This is a genomic window from Kitasatospora sp. NPDC005856 (assembly GCF_040629945.1).
Classification (GTDB): domain Bacteria; phylum Actinomycetota; class Actinomycetes; order Streptomycetales; family Streptomycetaceae; genus Kitasatospora.
The window spans coordinates 1-13,248 of sequence record NZ_JBEXWT010000111.1; the positions used below are offsets into that span (position 1 = coordinate 1).

At 73.8% G+C, this 13,248-nt stretch carries 11 protein-coding genes and 1 pseudogene; 4 read left to right on the plus strand and 8 right to left on the minus strand.

Going from position 1 to position 13,248, the window contains the following annotated elements:
* Positions 1–670: 670 nt before the first annotated feature.
* Positions 671–1,717 (minus strand): winged helix-turn-helix domain-containing protein, encoded by a 1,047-nt coding sequence (locus ABZ449_RS37060; protein ID WP_360355061.1) that lies wholly within the window; start codon positions 1,715–1,717, stop codon positions 671–673.
* 421 nt (positions 1,718–2,138) lie between these two features.
* On the minus strand, positions 2,139–2,945 hold the full coding sequence (locus ABZ449_RS37065) for a hypothetical protein (protein ID WP_360355062.1): 807 nt from the start codon (positions 2,943–2,945) through the stop codon (positions 2,139–2,141).
* A 108-nt stretch (positions 2,946–3,053) separates the two neighbouring features.
* On the opposite strand from ABZ449_RS37065, the gene ABZ449_RS37070 reads away from it, so the two are divergent.
* A complete protein-coding gene (locus ABZ449_RS37070; RefSeq protein WP_360355064.1) occupies positions 3,054–3,284 on the plus strand; it encodes a histone-like nucleoid-structuring protein Lsr2 in 231 nt (76 codons plus the stop codon).
* Positions 3,285–3,382: 98 nt separating this feature from the next.
* Here ABZ449_RS37070 and ABZ449_RS37075 read toward each other — a convergent pair whose 3' ends face one another.
* Positions 3,383–3,853: a hypothetical protein gene (locus tag ABZ449_RS37075; RefSeq protein WP_360355067.1), complete on the minus strand. Its 471-nt coding sequence runs from the start codon at positions 3,851–3,853 to the stop codon at positions 3,383–3,385.
* A gap of 84 nt (positions 3,854–3,937) precedes the next feature.
* On the opposite strand from ABZ449_RS37075, the pseudogene ABZ449_RS37080 reads away from it, so the two are divergent.
* Positions 3,938–4,116 (plus strand): annotated as a pseudogene (locus ABZ449_RS37080) (transposase); the annotation flags it as partial.
* A 228-nt stretch (positions 4,117–4,344) separates the two neighbouring features.
* Here the strand turns inward: ABZ449_RS37080 and ABZ449_RS37085 are convergent.
* The 3 genes from ABZ449_RS37085 to ABZ449_RS37095 form a co-directional block, all read right to left on the minus strand.
* The gene (locus ABZ449_RS37085) at positions 4,345–5,982 is read right to left on the minus strand and encodes an alkaline phosphatase D family protein (protein WP_360355070.1); all 1,638 of its coding nucleotides are present in this window, start codon (positions 5,980–5,982) and stop codon (positions 4,345–4,347) included.
* Positions 5,983–6,338: 356 nt separating this feature from the next.
* The gene (locus tag ABZ449_RS37090; RefSeq protein WP_360355072.1) at positions 6,339–7,988 is read right to left on the minus strand and encodes a multicopper oxidase domain-containing protein; all 1,650 of its coding nucleotides are present in this window, start codon (positions 7,986–7,988) and stop codon (positions 6,339–6,341) included.
* Complete coding sequence (locus tag ABZ449_RS37095; RefSeq protein ID WP_360355075.1) at positions 7,981–8,484, minus strand: hypothetical protein; 504 nt, start codon at positions 8,482–8,484, stop codon at positions 7,981–7,983. Before ABZ449_RS37095 ends, ABZ449_RS37090 begins: the two co-directional genes overlap by 8 nt.
* A gap of 140 nt (positions 8,485–8,624) precedes the next feature.
* On the opposite strand from ABZ449_RS37095, the gene ABZ449_RS37100 reads away from it, so the two are divergent.
* Positions 8,625–9,512: a LysR family transcriptional regulator gene (locus tag ABZ449_RS37100; RefSeq protein ID WP_360355077.1), complete on the plus strand. Its 888-nt coding sequence runs from the start codon at positions 8,625–8,627 to the stop codon at positions 9,510–9,512.
* Between the two features lie 459 nt (positions 9,513–9,971).
* Here the strand turns inward: ABZ449_RS37100 and ABZ449_RS37105 are convergent, their stop codons facing one another.
* A complete protein-coding gene (locus ABZ449_RS37105) occupies positions 9,972–10,877 on the minus strand; it encodes a neutral zinc metallopeptidase (protein ID WP_360355079.1) in 906 nt (301 codons plus the stop codon).
* A gap of 201 nt (positions 10,878–11,078) precedes the next feature.
* Complete coding sequence (locus ABZ449_RS37110; protein WP_360355121.1) at positions 11,079–11,915, minus strand: helix-turn-helix transcriptional regulator; 837 nt, start codon at positions 11,913–11,915, stop codon at positions 11,079–11,081.
* A gap of 421 nt (positions 11,916–12,336) precedes the next feature.
* Here ABZ449_RS37110 and ABZ449_RS37115 point away from each other — a divergent pair, with 421 nt between their 5' ends.
* Entirely contained in the window at positions 12,337–13,188 is an 852-nt protein-coding gene (locus ABZ449_RS37115) for an NAD(P)-dependent oxidoreductase (protein WP_360355082.1), read from the plus strand.
* Positions 13,189–13,248: the final 60 nt, after the last annotated feature.

Below are 13,248 nucleotides of genomic sequence, written 5' to 3' on the forward strand. Positions count from 1 at the left end.
GCTTCCTGGGCCCCTGCGGCTTCCGGTCCCTACGGATCTTGAAGTCCATCGCACACCTTGAGCTGGGGTGTTGCGACGACCGTTAGAACCCAAGCCTGAGCCGGCGGGTCCTCGCGCGGCTGTTCCCCGACGTCCCCGTCATCGACACCCCGTGGTCGACCCTTCTGTGGGCCACCGGACGCCTCGGGACACCCGATCGCCCCCGTCGGACCGACTGGCGCTGGCACGGCGCGCCGCTCGGCCACGGCTGACCCACCCCTTCCCTCCACGTGCGGGCACGCGGATGCCCTGGTCTGCGCCGCGGGGCTCGCCCGCACACTGCGTGCCCTCGACCGCCTCGGTGAGGCGGCCGACTTCCACCTCCGGGCCCTCGACGGTCTCACCCGGTGCCTGGGAGCCGACCACCCCGAGACCCGTGCGGTGCGTGACGGGCGGGCCGTCGACCGCGACCTCGAACCCCAACCGGTCTGAGCCAGGCCCCGCCGCCCCCCTCACGGCGGCCGGCCCGGGGCGGGCCTCCCAAGGAACACGGGTTCACGGGTTGACGGGTTGACGGGTTGACGGGTTGAGGGGCCGAGGATCGTGGGCCGCAGGCACCCCGGCCTGCCGGGGTCCACCGACGGACCGGGCGCCGCCGCCCCGCTGCGCCGCCCCGCTGCGCCGCTCGGCTTCAGGACGCCTCGGGGGATGGGATGTTGGTGCTCAGCAAGGTCAGGCCGAGATGGGTCAGCGTGTGCAGGACCGCCTTCCGCTCCCGGGTCACAGCGGTCAGCCCGGCCTTGCGCAAGGTGGTGGCGTGCTCGCTGGCGCTGGCCGGCGAGATGCCGGCCCGCTGCGCCAACTGCGTCGTCGTGCAGGCGGGATGGTCGGCGATGACGCACAGCACGATCGCCCTGCTGCGGCCCAGCAGCGCGGCCAGGGCCGGCGGCACCTGGGCATCGCCCCGGCGGGTGCCGGCAGGCGCTGCCCACAGGGCCGCCGCGTCGACCGGGTCGTGCAGGGCCTGGTAGGCCATGACCACCGTGTCGTCCTCAGAGCCGGCGAACAGCTGGGGAACCGGCCCGCAGAACACCGACGGAGCCAGGACGAACGAGCGTCCCGACAGGTGGAGGTCGGCTTCCGGGTGGGTCAGCGGCCGGTAGGCGGGGATCTCCAGCACCGGCGGGTCCCACACGGCCATCGGGCGCAGGCCGTCCAGGAGCGCCCCCACCCCGCCCTGCGCCATGAGCCGGCCCCGTCGCGCCACTTCGCCCTGGAGGTGCTGGTCGATGCGCGGCCAGTAGGGGGCGACCGCGACCTGGTGGCAGTGTCGCAGGGCGGCGCCCAGCCGCCGCAACGCCTGCGGGGCGGCGTCCATCGCCTCGGCCAGCCACACCGGCGCGGGCCCGGCCGTGCGCGGAGTGACGGAGAACTCCGCGCGCAGCCGCGCGGCCGGCGCACCGACCAGCCGCTCGATCCCCTCCTCCACGCAGTCCACCGCGCCCACCAGGGTGAACAGGTCCACCAGTCCCCCGCAGGCGGCCGGGCTGAGGAACCGTGCCGCCTGCCTGCCGTCGGCGCCGATCCGCGCACCGGTGCGCGCACGCCACCCGCCGAACAGCACCGCACGGTCGCGCCACTGCACGGTGCGCAGACTCAGCTGCGTCTCGGCGAGCGGCCCCAGCACCGTGACCCGTACCTGCGCCAGATCCTCAGCCGTGAAATGAACCCGTAGCACCCCGTCCTCCTCGTCCGCGCCCGCACCCTGCGGATGAGCCTTGCGGCCGTACTCGTCTCGGGGCAGGCCGAAACGAGTCGAATCCCGCAGGGCCGCGGGTGGACGCTTCTTTCGCGCCCGAGGCACACCACACATCCACCGAGCGACAGAGGGGAACACCCATGCGCGCACGTCTGCTTCTCACCGGCCTGGCCCTGGCGGCGACCGTGCTGGTGGGCGGCGCCGCCACCTGACCCTCGTCCTCGCGGGTTGATCCCGGCGCGGGCCCGCCGTGAGTGCGCGACGCCGTGAAGGCCCGGGGGCATCGGCGGCACAGCAAAGAACGGTTCCGGCCCTTCGGCTGGTCCGAAGGGCCGGAGTCGCGCCGGCCCGGGGCGGGGCGGGCCTTGCTACGGGACCTCGAGGCCACCGGTTGACGGGATCACGGGTTGACGGGGCCGAAGATCGTGGTCGGCTTCTTCTGCTGCGGGGTCTCCAGGCTCTGCAGGCACAGAACGTACTTGGTGCTGCCCCGCTTGTAGGTGAAGTAGCCGTCGGAGGTGGGGAAGGACGTGCGGCACACGCTCTCGCCGTCGTCGGTGTCGTCCTTGCGGCCCACGACGCGGGCCTCGGCCTGCGGGTCGGAGCAGGGGACCACCTCGACGTCGGCGTTCCTGTCGACGAGGCCGGGCAGGGCGGTGGCGATCGGGTTGTTGTTGTGGATGCAGTCGCCGGCCTTGGCGAAGTCGGGGTCGCGCTTCGCGACGAGGACGATCACCGAGATCAGGACCGCGGGGATGAGCACGCCGAGGATCGTGGGCCGCAGGTACACCGGCTTGCCGGGATCCATCGGCGGGCGGGGCGCGCCGGGCAGCGGCTCGGCCAGCTTGTCGACCTTCAGGCGCTGCGGGATGTTGATCAGCATGACGATCGGGTTGACGATCATCGAGGGGATGCCCCACCAGCCCTGCCAGAGGCTGTCGGAGGTCATCTCGCGGTGCGTGGCGATGCCGCAGCTGCGGCAGAACGGTCCGCGGCGCTTGAGGTACTTCAGGATGATGACGAGGCCCAGGTGCCCGCGGAAGGTCGCGTCCACGGCCGGGACGGATCCGCAGTTGCGGCAGCTGAGTTGGCCCTCACCGTAGCCGGGCAGGCCCGCGGCCGCAGCCGGATCCGTGGCTGGGGCGTCGGAGGTGGGCTCGGCGGGCGTGGCACCGGCGGCGGGCAGCTCGGCGGACTGAGTGGACATGGTGGATCCCCCGTGACGATCAAGAACATGTGCGTCGGGAAACCTACCGCTGCCGGGAAGCCCTGAGGGGCGAATTTCGCCGCCGGCCTTCCCTGCCCCGAGGAGGGCGTGCACGCCTCGCTGGCCGCGTTCTTCCGGCACGCGGCCGACCGGCTGGAAGGCATTTCCTCGCACGAGCACAGGAGCCCCCACCGTCCCGCGGCCCCCCGCGAGCCCGCCCTGCCCCGCCCGCAGGACGAGCCGATCCGCCTGTGGGCCCGCGCCCACGGCATCCTCGTCAACGACCGCGGGCGCGTCCCCTCCGCCGTCCGCGAGGCCTACGAGGCATCGCAGGGGTGAGCGGCCCCGCCGCCTGCCTCACCGCGGCGGGGGGCACGGGCACAGCCAACGCCCTGCCAGCGGCCGATCTCGGGATGTCCACGCCCGACACTCGGAGATCACCGGTGGCCGTCTGCGGCCGACCTCCACTTCACCAGGCAGTCGACTCCTTCGGCGTGGTAGCGCGGCCCGGGGATGGACCGCCATTGCGCCGTCACCCGCCGGGCATGCGCCGGGGGGTGCCGCAGCGGCGCCAACCGCACCTCCAGCTCGTCGTACCGGGCATCGATCCCGCCGTTGCCGGGATGGCTCGCGGAGTCGGCGCAGCCCGCCGTACGACGGGTGTCCCAGTCGGCGAAGATCGCCCACTGTTCGCGTTCCAGCGCCAGGACGGATTCGCTCACAGGCCACACGACGTACTCGTCATCGGGAGCGTCGGGGCGGGCGTGGTCGTGCACGGCCCGGAAGTAGTGGGCGACACCATCGACGTCGGCAAGTCCCGCGCGTGGTCCGTCGTACCAGTCGAGCTCGACGTAGACGCGCTCGTACCCCACGTTCCCCAGCGATTCGGTGTCCGGGATCTCAACCATGCCGGCAGGCTACTGGTGATCACAGACGCCTGCCCCGGGAACGGTCGACGGCGACGGGCGCAGGGGTGGGGCTGCGCGGACGGGCTGCGCAGCGCGAACGCCCTGGACCTCTCCCGGGCGGCTGTGGACGGCTCTCCTGTCGACCGGGCAGGACGGGCAGCAAGCACCACCTGATCACCGACGCCACCGGCGTACCGCTCGCCGTCACCCCGACCGACGGCAACCGCAATGACGTCACCCAGCTCAATCCCCTGCTTCAGGCAGGGTCCCACGGCCGTCCTGCCCTCCTTTCTCCCCCTGCTGCCGAACCCGACGGTACCGGCGGGGCGTTCCGGGGAACCGGAGTTGCCGAAAGGGGACTTGGACCGTGCGCACCCGCGTCGCGCGGGCCGTTCGGGACCACCCGGCCGCGCCGGCCCCGCCGCCTGGCTCACGGCGGCGGGGCCGGACACGGGCCGGTGCGCCCGGCCGTGGGTGCGCCCGGCGGGGTGTCAGGCGGGGCGGATGCCCGGGTTGCCGGCCTCGGTGGTGAAGGAGGCGGCGGTGGACAGGGTGCCGCCTGGGCGGGTGATGTGGGAGACGACGCGGTAGTCGGCGCGGGCGCGGTGGCGGTCCAGGGTGAGGACGGTGTAGCCACGACGTCCGTCGTAGAACTTCATGTGCGGGTTGGCGGACATGAGGTTGGTCCAGTTGGAGGGCTTCTCCTCGCCGTCGCCGTCGCTGCTGATCGAGGTGCCGACGAACTCCACGCCCACGGTGCGCGAGGCCGGGTCGTCGAAGTCGCGCTTGACGTCCAGGGCGTAGGCGACGTGGACGTCGCCGGTGAGCAGGACGAGGTTCTCCACACCGGACCGGTCGACGGCCTGCAGGAAGCGCTCGCGGGCGGCCGGGTAGCCGTCCCAGGCGTCCATGGAGAGCTTGGAGCGTTCGGCGGTGGTGTTCTTGCGGCGGGAGAAGACGACCTGCTGGGGCACGACGTTCCAGGTGGCCTTGGAGGTGCGCAGGCCTTCGGCGAACCAGCGTTCCTGGGTGGCGCCCATCAGGGTGCGCTTGGGGTCGTCGGACTGCGCGGTGGGGTACTGCCAGCCGTCGCCGTTGGCCTGGTCGTCGCGGTACTGGCGGGTGTCGAGGATGTCGAACTGGGCGAGGCGGCCGAAGTGGACGCGCCGGTAGAGGGTGAGGTCGGTGCCGCTGGGCTGGGGCATGCGCAGCGGCTGGTTCTCCCAGTAGGCGCGGTAGGCGGCGGCGCGGCGGGCGACGAAGGGGGCCGGGTCCTGGTTCTTCTCCGGGATGCCGGCGGCGTAGTTGTTCTCCACCTCGTGGTCGTCCCAGGTGACGTACCAGGGGTGGGCGGCGTGCGCGGCCTGGAGGTCGGGGTCGTTCTTGTAGAGGGAGTAACGCAGCCGGTAGTCCTCCAGGGTGGTGGTCTCGTGGTTGAAGTGGGCGGCGAGAGTGCGGTCGGTGTACTTGCGGTCGCCACCGACGGCGTCGATGCCGTACTCGTAGATGTAGTCGCCGACGTGGAAGACCGCCTGGACGTCCTCGCTCGCGAGGTGGCGGTAGGCGGTGAAGTAGCCGTCCTCGTACGCCTGGCAGGAGACGAAGGCGATGCGGGCGCTGTCGAGTTTCCGGCCGCGCGGCGGGGCGGTGCGGGTGCGTCCGACGGGGCTGGCCCAGGGGCCGACGGTGAAGCGGTACCAGTACTCGCGTCCGGCGTCGAGGTCGTCGACGTCGACATGGACGGCGTAGTTGAACTCGGCGTGGGCGCGGGCGGTGCCGCGACGCTCGACGCGGCGGAACCTCTCGTCGCGGGCGATCTCCCAGGCGACCTTGACGGAGCCGGTGGGCGGCAGGCCGGCGCCGGGCTCCAGCGGGCGCGGGGCCAGACGGGTCCAGAGCACGACGGCCTCGGAGGTCGCGTCGCCGGAGGCCACACCGAGGGTGAAGGGGTTGTCGCCGATGGCGCGCGGGGCGATCTCGTTGTCGGCGGCCTGGGCGGTGGGCAGGTTGACGCCGAAGGCGAGCGCGGCGGCGGCCGAGGTGACGGTCAGGAAGCGGCGCCGGTCCAGGCGGGCGGCGGCCTCGCGCAGCATCCGGTCGGGCGTGGGGCGGTCGGCGGGGCGGGTCATGGGGGTGGTGGCCTTTCGCAGCTCGGGGGGTGTGCGAAGGGAATTGGAGTGGACCGCCCCGTACTGCGGGGGTCCGGACCACGGCAGCCGAGTGATCATCCGGTGGGAGACTCGTGAAGGTCCGGCACTTCACCGCGAATCGTGCGCAATGTCGCATCGCGGTTCGGGTCGCCGCGGTGCGCCGTGTCCGGCCCGGCCCCCGCCCCACACCCGCGCCCCCGGCACCCGCCCGTACGCGCCGCGGGTGCGGCCTGCACCATGGGCAGGTCAAGACCCTCGCACGCGGGCCGGGCGCGCGGGCCGGGGGCGGGGTGCCGGGCGCGCGGGCCGGGTGCCGGGCGCCGGGCGCCGGGCGCTCAGACGACTTCCAGGTTGGCCATCATCCCCATGTCCTCGTGTTCGGCGTTGTGGCAGTGGAAGAGGTAGCGGCCGCGGTAGCCGTCGAAGCGGGTGATGATCTCCGCGGACTCCCCCGGGCGCAGCGAGACGGTGTCCTTGAGGCCGGCGTCGTGGGGCAGTGGGGGTCTGCCTCCGCGGGTGAGGATGCGAAAGCCGACGAGGTGGAGGTGGACGGGGTGGTGGACGTCGGCGATCAGGCGCCAGATCTCGGTGTCGCCGAGGGGGACGGTGACGTCGGTGCGGGCGGGGTCGAAGGGTTGGCCGCCGATGAGCCAGCCGTGGCCGCCGTTCGTACGGCCGGCGCGGAAGGCGAAGTCGCGGGTGCGCACGGCGTCTTCGCGGCGCCAGTGGGGCAGGTCGGTGGACAGGACGGGCGGGATGCGGCTGTCGTCGGGGGTGGTGGGGCGGCGGGTGATGCGGAAGGCCATGATGTCGCGGGTGCGGCCGGCGCCGAGGCGGTTGACGATGCGCACCAGGGAGCCGACGGGGGCGGCGGCGAAGTCGACGACGACGTCGTAGCGCTGGGCGGGGGCCATCGGCAGGGCGCGGTGGGTGACGGGGGCGGCGAGCAGGCCCTGGTCGGTGCCGATCTGGACGAGGTCGAGGCGGCGGCCGTCCTCGGTGCGGGCCTCGATCTCGTAGTGGCGGGCGTTGGAGGCGTTGAGCAGGCGCAGGCGGTGGCGAGCGGCGTCGGTCTCGTGGACGGGCCAGGGGGCGCCGTTGACGAGGATGACGTCGCCGAGGACGCCGGCCGTGTACGGATCGCTGACGCCGGGGCGTTCACGCAGGGCCGGGTCGAGACAGGGGTAGGTGAGCGCGCCGTCGGCGCTGAAGGCGCGGTCGGCGATCATCAGCGGGATCTCGCGGGGGCCGGCGGGCAGGCCCAGAGCGTCATCGGCGTCGTCGCGCACGATGTACAGGCCGGCCAGGCCGCGCCAGATGGCGGGGGCGGTGAAGTCCATGCGGTGGTCGTGGTACCAGAGCAGGGCGGGACGCTGGTCGTTGGGGAAGGTGTAGTCGCGTGTGCGGCGACTGGTGACGGCACGCGGGTCGGTCATGGCTCCGGCCTTGTGCTGCGCGCCGGTCGCGTTCCCCATGCCCGCCATGCCGGGCATGATGTGGGGGGTCTCGGGCCAGCCGGCGGGCAGGACGAGGTCGGTGGGGTAGCCGTCGGAGTCCGCGGGGGTACGGCCGCCGTGCAGATGGACGACGGTGGGCACCGGCAGTTCGTTGCGGTGGGAGACGGTGACGGGACGGCCGCGACGGGCCTCGATGGTGGGGCCGGGGAAGGTGCCGCCGTACGTCCACAGCCGGGTGGTGAGGCCGGGCAGGATCTCGGCGTCGGTCTCGCGCTGGACGATCTCGTAGTGATCGGTACCGCCGTCGGTGGAGACGGGTTTCGCGACGGCGGGCAGCGGCAGCGGGACCCGGTAGGCAGGCGGGAGCGGGGCGGTGCTGCGCAGCTCGGCGCCGGTGGTGGCAGGGCGGCGGGCCAGGGTGGCGGCGGTCGCGAGACCGGTGGTGGTGAGCAGACCGAACGCACCGCCGATGCCCAGGATCTGACGCCTGCTCATGACGCTGCCGGGGGTGGGGCGGGGTTCAGGCACGGTCGTCCTCCGCTCGGGTGGTGCGGCCCTCGGCGCGGCGGGCGGTGCGGGCGGGCAGCGGGGTGCGCCACAGGGCGACGGTCAGGACGACGGTGGCGGCGATGGTGGCCACGCCCAGGGGCAGGTGCAGCCACAGGGCGCCCTCCAGCCCGGCGACGTACTGGACGCTCTCGGCGGCGGCGACGGCGAGGGTGGCGGCGGTCGGCCAGGCGCGGCGCAGCCGGATCCACAGGACGAGGGCGGCGATCAGCTGGAGGTAGCCGAGGGTGGTGACGGTGTCGGCGCCGGCGGTGTGCCAGGTGAGGGCGTCGTAGTCGCCGCTGAGGTAGACGCCGGCGAAGACGGGCTGGCCGGAGATCGCGACGGTGTGGGCGGCGGCCAGGGCCCGCAGCACCCGGCCGGCGGGCCCGGTGCGGGCCCCCGTGGGCCCGGTCCGCTCCCCTGTGGCGGACCGGGCCTGGGGCTGCGGTGGGGTCCTGTCGGCGGCGATGGCCATGGGGCTTCCTTCCTCAACGCTGGTGCCGGGCCGCATGGTTCGCCGGTGCGGGCCCACCCCTTGACGCTATGACCGTCCGGTTATCCTGTCTAAGATCAATATCGCTATGACGTTATGACGTTCGGGGCATGGGAGCCGGGGTGGACCTGAACACGCTCGCGCAGTTCCTGGCGGTGGCGCGGCTGGAGCACCTGAGCCGGGCGGCGGAGGAACTGCGCGTCGCCCAGCCGTCGTTGAGCCGCTCCATCGCCCGGCTGGAGGCGGAGCTGGGCACCCCACTGTTCGAGCGGGGCGGGCGACTGCGGCTGAACGCGGCCGGGCACCTGTTCCGCGGCTACGCGGAGCGTTCGCTCGGCGAACTGGCGGCGGGCCGGCGGGCGGTGGCTCAGGCCGCCGGGCAGGGCTTCGGCACGGTGCGCCTGGCCTCGGAGACCTTCCTGGCCTTCAGCGGACCGCTGGCGGCGTTCAAAGCAGCCCACCCCGACGTGGAGATCGAGCTGCACCAGCTGTCCGCCGAAGAGGCGGCACGCCGGCTGCGCGCCCAGGACGTCGACCTCGCCGTGGTCTCCCAGCCGATCACCGCCGAGGGCCTGGAAACCGTCCTGCTGCTGGACGAGGCGGTCGGGCTGGCCGTCGCCCCGGGCCATCCGCTGACCGGACGCACCACGGTCGGCATCGACGAGATCGCCGACCAGCCCTTCATCGCCGCCCGCCCCGGGCACTGGCAACGCCGCCTGCTGGAACGGCTGTTCGCCACCCGCGGCCTGGAGCCGAGGATCGTCTGCGAGTGCGACGAGGCCGGTGCCATCGCCGAACTGATCAGCGCGGGCCTGGGCATCGGCCTGGTACCCGATGTCGCCCGACGCACCGCCACCCGCCTGCCGCTGACCTGGATCGCCGTCGACGCCCCCGACTGCCGCCGCGCCCTGACCCTCCTGTGGGCCACGGGCAGGCGCCTGCCCACCGCCGCCCGCCTGCTGCGCGACGCCGTCACCGCCTGGGACTGGACGGGCACAGAACAGGCGTAGGGCAGGCGTAGGCGGGGGCGGGGGCGCTCGGGTACGGCCGTCCGCCCTGTCGCGAGCCGCGCCGGAGCGCGTCCACCGCAGTGGAGTCGGACGTGGTGAGGCGACAGGACCCGCGCCCGCCCGCCACATTGCCAGGCAGGGATGGGATGGGTGGGGTGGGGTTCTGGACGCGGCCCCCGCCCGTTCCCGGCAGGGGGTGGACACGTGGGCAGGCCGGCTCCCCCACCCTGCGGCACACGCTGACGGCCTCTCCTGACGCCCCCTTTTCCCCGCCGGAACAAACGGCCTCGGTGCCCGGCCGGGAACGCGAACGCCCTCCCCGCCGGGAGCGCCTCCCGGCACGGCTCCCACTCCTCCGGCCCGACCGTCCGCCCGGCCCGTTTCCCCCGTCGCCACGGACACGACTGCGGCCCCACCGCCCGTACGGTGGGGCCGGAACCCGACGTCTTCACCGGCCCGCTAGAGCCTGGCCGCCGAGAACGTGTCGCACCGGGCGAGGTCGCCGCTGCGGTAGCCGGTGGTGAACCAGGCCTTGCGCTGCTCGGCGGAGCCGTGCGTCCAGGCCTCCGGGTTGATCCGCCCGGTGGCCTGCTGCTGGATCCGGTCGTCACCGACCGCCGCGGCCGCGTCCAGGCCCTGGGCGATGTCCTGGTCCGTGAGCGAGGCGATCAGCGGACGGCCGGTGGAGGGCTGCGGCGTGGTGGTCGCGTGGTGCGCCCACACCCCGGCGTAGCAGTCGGCCTGAAGTTCCAGGCGCACCGAGCCACTGGTCGCGCCCTGGCGGTCGCCTCCGACCTTCTGCATGGCGCCGGTGAGGTTCTGGATGTGGTGACCGTACTCGTGGGCGACGACGTAGGACTCGGCGAACGGGCCGCCCTTGGCGCCGAAGCGGGAGGACAGCTCGTCGAAGAAGCCCAGGTCGACGTAGGCCTTCTTGTCGCCGGGGCAGTAGAACGGGCCCACCGCCGAGGTCGCCGACCCGCACGCGGTGGAGACCTGGCCGGTGAACAGCACCGTCTCCGCGTTCTTGTACGGGACCTTGGCGGCACCCGGCAGCTCGGTGCGCCAGAAGTCCTGGAGACTGTTGGTGACCGCCACGATCCGGCAGTCCTGACGCTTGTTGGCGTCCGCCCCGCTCTTGCAGGCCTGCTGCACCTCACCGGCGGTACGCACGCCGGTGGAGCCGGAGGAGGAACCGGAGCCGGAGGACAGGCCCAGCAACTGCGGATCGACGCCGAGGACGATCGCGAACAGCACGGCGAGCAGGCCCACCGCCCCGCCGCCGATGGCGACCTTCCCACCGGGAATGCCGCGCCGGTCGTCCACCTGCGAGGTGTCGAGGTCGCCCTGGTCGTCGAACTGCATGAGCCCCTGCCTGCCCGTTTCCGTCGTGTTCCGCCCCACTGGTGACGGTCTGTACCGTCGATGACCGGCCCAGCCTACGGCCCCGACCCCGACCCGCGCCGCAACGGGGGCCGGGACCCCGGGCAGGCCCGGCCGGGGCGGGGCGGACGGGCCAGGCGCGGCCAGGCGGGCCCAGGCGCGGGCCGGGCGGCCCGGGCGGGCTCAGGCGGGCGCCGGGGCACCGAGGATGCGCAGCAGCTCCAGGCGGGAAGCCGACTCGCCACCCGGCACGGCCGTGTGCACCAGCAGCAACTGCTCTTCTCCACCGGCGGCCAGCACCTCGCACTCCAGCTCCAACAGCCCCACCACCGGGTGCAGCACCCGCTTGCGGCCGCCGCGCCGCCGGGCGACCTCGTGGCACTCCCACCAGGAGGTGAACTCCTCACCGGTGGCAAGGAGTTGCTCCAGCAGTTCGGCGCCGCGCCGATCCCCGGGGCGGGCCGTACGGGCGGCGCGCAGGGAGGCGACGTGGGCGCGGGCGAGATCCTCGTGGTCCTCGGGCGGGAACAGCGCCCGGCTGGCCGGATCGGTGAACCAGCGCAGCAGCAGGTTGCGCCGCTCGGGCACCAGGGCGCCGAGGTCGCCGAAGACGGCGGCGGCCATCGGGTTCTGCGCGAGGACGTCACCGAGGTCGGAGACGACCTGAGCGGGCGTGTCGTGCAGCCGGTCCAGGATCAGCAGCAGCCCTGGCCGCACATGCCCGAGCGGCCCGTGCCGACGCGGCGGCTCGTGCCCGGCCAGACGGAACAGGTGATCACGCTCGTCCTGGGTCAACCGCAACGCCCGCGCCAGCGCCGCGAGCAACTGCGGCGAGGGCTGCGGACCGCGCCGCTGCTCCAGACGCGCGTAGTAATCCACCGATAACCCCGCCACCTGCGCCACCTCCTCCCTGCGCAGCCCGGGCGTGCGCCGCCGCACCCCCGGCGGCAGCCCCAGGTCAGCGGGAGCGAGCCGGGCCCGGGTACGGGTGAGGAAGTCGGCCAGCGCCACTCGATCGATCATGCCCCCATCCTGACCCCGCCGGGCACGCCGCAACCAGGGACCACGAATCCCTGCCTCGGCCGCGGCACGGCACGGAGGCGACAGCCGGGCAGGCGGGCAGGCAGGCAGGCAGGCAGGCGGGCGGGCAGGCAGGCAGGCAGGCGGGCAGGCGGGCAGGCGAGGGAAGCGTCGAGCAGCACCCGAGCGAGGACATCGACACCTGGGACGGCCCCGAATCCAGACTCTGGGCCACCTGGAACGACGGCACCCGCGGCGGCCGAATCGACCTCGCCGACTTCCTCGGCGCCGCCGGCCGGGCCGGGGACCCCCAGCCAGGGACCGGCGGTCCCCGGTTCGACGGGTCTCTGCCGCACCGCCAGCACCGCGCGCACGCTGGTGGGCGTTCAGAGGTGATCGATTCTCCTGGAGGAGACGGGCGATGGCGACGATCCTGGTGACGGGCGCGACGGGTTCGGTGGGCAGCCGACTGGTACCGCGGCTGGTGCGGTGGGCCACGGCGGAGGGCTCCTCGGTGCGGGTGCTGGTGCGCGACGCCGCGAGGGCGCGGGGCCTGGACGGGGTGGAGGTGGTGGTCGGCGACCTGTGCGAACAGAGGGACCGGGCACGGGCGCTGGAGGGCGCCGAAGTGGTGCTGAACGTGGCGGCCGCGCCGCGCGGGGGCCCGGACGAGGCCGCGTGGGCGGTCAACCGGGACGCGGCCCTCGCCCTGGGGCGGGAAGCCGCGAAGGCCGGGGTGACCCGCTTCGTCCACACCAGCACGAACCTCGTCTACGGACGGGGCCTGGGACGCCCCGCCGTGGAGGGCGACCGCCTCGCACCGGATCCGGCCTGGGGCGTGTACGCGGCGTCCAAAGCCCAGGCCGAGGAGGGACTGCGCACCCTCGGGTGCGAACTGCCACTGGTGGTGGCACGGTTGGCGTTCGTCTACGGGCAGGGCGATCCCCACCTGGCACAGTCGCTGCGGTGGGCGGCGGCATGGCCCGCGCACCGGCGTCTGGCGGTCGTGCACCACTCGGACGTGGCACAAGCCCTGTGGCGCACGGTGGTGACACCCGGCATCGAGGGACGCACCTACAACATCGCCGACGACGCACCGCTGACGGCCTGGGACCTGCACACGCTCAACGGGCGGGCCCATCCCGGCGCATCACCCCAGGAACCGTTCGACCCCTGGGAAGGCCAGATGTCCACCGCGGCCGCGCGCCGGGAACTGGGCTGGCACCCGCTCTACCCCTCGGCATGGACGGCCGCCGACGCCCGGGCGCTGTAACCGACGCCCGCCCGGCCCTCCCCCTGAGGGCAGAGCCGGGCAGGCACCGATCAGCCGACC

Excerpts from the sequence above, each read along its gene's own strand:
- ABZ449_RS37115 (WP_360355082.1), top strand. The coding sequence starts at position 12,337 with ATGGCGACGATCCTGGTGACGGGCGCGACGGGTTCGGTGGGCAGCCGA.
- ABZ449_RS37065 (WP_360355062.1), bottom strand. The coding sequence starts at position 2,945 with ATGTCCACTCAGTCCGCCGAGCTGCCCGCCGCCGGTGCCACGCCCGCC.
- ABZ449_RS37105 (WP_360355079.1), bottom strand. The coding sequence starts at position 10,877 with ATGCAGTTCGACGACCAGGGCGACCTCGACACCTCGCAGGTGGACGAC.
- ABZ449_RS37095 (WP_360355075.1), bottom strand. The coding sequence starts at position 8,484 with ATGGCCATCGCCGCCGACAGGACCCCACCGCAGCCCCAGGCCCGGTCC.
- ABZ449_RS37085 (WP_360355070.1), bottom strand. The coding sequence starts at position 5,982 with ATGACCCGCCCCGCCGACCGCCCCACGCCCGACCGGATGCTGCGCGAG.
- ABZ449_RS37075 (WP_360355067.1), bottom strand. The coding sequence starts at position 3,853 with ATGGTTGAGATCCCGGACACCGAATCGCTGGGGAACGTGGGGTACGAG.